We start from the raw sequence: 2,135 nt of genomic DNA, 5'->3' as shown, positions 1-2,135 counted from the left end.
CTACGCGACCGGTCCCGCCGCGGGGTGAATCCGTCCGGGCGCATCTGTCCGCCAAAGCGGGCATCTCGTGACACTGCGTGATAAAGTGAGCGCGCCAGTACTCGGTCGGCGCGGCCGACGGCGGGCCCTGACCGCCAAGGAGCACTGGCTGGAGGTCAAGGAGCGGCGGCTGCGCGGCATCGCGGCCGAACTCGCCGCCGGGCTGGAGGAGGGCGCGCCGTGCACGGTGTGCGGCTCCCGCGAGCACCCCGACCCGGCCCGCCCCGGCACCGGGCACGTCGACCGGCGCGCCGAGGAGGGCGCTCTGGCCGACTACCAGCGGGCGGAGGACCTGCGGCGGCGGGCCGAACAGCGGCTGGACTCCATATGCGACCAGCTGGCCGCGGCTGCCGAGCAGGCCGGTGAGACGTCCGCCGCCGAACTCGCCGAGCACGGACCGCGGGCGGTGACCCACCGGGCCGTACGGGAGCTGAGCGCCCGCCGCTCCCGCCACACCGCCGTCCTGGTCGCCGCCGACGCCGGCCGGCTCGCCGGCGAACTGGCCGCCGCCGAACGCGACCTGCCGCGCGTCATCGCCGAGGGCGGCGAGTGGTCCACGCCCTCCGGGAGCTACTGCACCGCGCGCCCGATGGGCCCCGGCGGCCGGGTCGCCTTCGTCTACCCCGGCGCGTTCACCACCTACCCCGGCGCCGGCCGCGACCTGTTCCGCCTCTTCCCCGGGCTCCTGGACGGTTTCGAGCGGGAGGCGGACCACCCCGCCCGGCGGCTGAAGCACCGCGCGCTCCACCCCCGGGCCCGGGGCCCGCTCGGCCGCCGGGACCTGATGCGCCACGAGGAGCGCATGATCGACGACATCCCGGTGATGCTCGCCGCGGGCACCAACTTCGCGGTGCTGCACACCCGGCTGCTGCGCGACGTGCTGGGCGTCCGGCCCGACGGCGGCTTCGGCTACAGCCTGGGCGAGTCCAGCATGCTCTTCGCCGGCGGGGTCTGGGCCGAATCGGCCCGGGACGACGCGGCGCTGGCGGCCACCCCGCTGTTCCGCGACCGGCTGCGCGGCCCGAAGCTGCGCGTCCGCGAGGACTGGGGCATCCCCGCCTCCGTGCCGGACGGCGAGGTGTGGGCGACCCGGGTGCTGCTCGCCGGACCGGACGCGGTGCGCTCGGCCATGGCCGGTCTGGAACGGGTCTTCCTCACCCATGTCAACACCCCGCGCGAGGTGGTGATCGCCGGCGATCCGAAGCAGGTCGCCCAGGTGATCGGGAAGGTGGGGTGCCAGGCGGCGAAGGCGCCCGCCAACCACGTGATGCACTGCCCCGTGGTCGACCCCGAGCTCGACGCGCTGGCCGCGCTCAACGACTACCCGCTCGGTACGCCGGACCCCGCCCTGGAACTGCTGTCCGCCTACGACTACGACCGGGTGGACACCACCGACCGGAGCCTGATCGCCCAGCGCATCGCGGTCACCCTGCGCAGCACCATCGACTTCGTCCGGCTCACCGAGACCGCCCACGAGCGCGGCTACCGCTACTTCGTCGAGGTCGGCCCGGGCGCCACCTGCACCCGGTGGATCGGCGAGACCCTCAAGGGCCGCGACCACGTGGCGGTCTCGGTCGACCGGCGCGGCGCCCCGGCCGCCACCGCGCTCGCCCAGGCGCTGGCCCGGCTGGTCGCCCACGGCCTGCCCGTCGGCCTGGAGGAACTGGCGCCGCGGCCGCGGGCGGCCGCACCGGCCGGACCGGTGCTCTCCGTGCCGTGCGGCGGCGAGCCGATCGCGGACCGGACGGCACGGGCGGCCGCCGCCGTTCTCACCCCCGACCCGCCCGAGGTCCTGCCCGAGCACCCCGCGCACCCACCGATCACCCCGGACATCCAGCCCAGTGAGGTGACCCCGGCCATGCCACCCGCGCCCCCGGCGGCGGAACTCCCCGCCCCGGAGCCCGTCCCCGGCCCCGCCCCTGTCCCCGCCCCCGACCCCGCAGCGGAGCGGATCGTCATCGAGGAGGAGCCGTTCGTCCACCTGCCCGAACCGCTGCCGCGCTCCGCCCCCGAGCGGTACCGTCCGGCGGCCCTGGCCCGTCCCGCCGCGCCCCCGCTGCGGGCGATGGCGGCCACCGTGGCCCGCGCGCACCGCG

General features: G+C 76.9%; 1 protein-coding gene. It reads left to right on the top strand.

The annotated features are described in order from the left end of the window. Nucleotides 1-85 precede the first annotated feature (85 nt). Nucleotides 86-2,135 (top strand): acyltransferase domain-containing protein (locus tag ACLIYP_RS30265; RefSeq protein WP_412716271.1); only part of this gene is annotated, 2,050 nt, incomplete at its 3' end.

Origin of the sequence: Streptomyces nanhaiensis, assembly GCF_046614825.1 — a bacterium.
GTDB lineage: Bacteria > Actinomycetota > Actinomycetes > Streptomycetales > Streptomycetaceae > Streptomyces > Streptomyces radiopugnans.
Note: the sequence above shows the minus strand (reverse complement) of the source record. Positions and strands in the feature narration are given on the sequence as shown.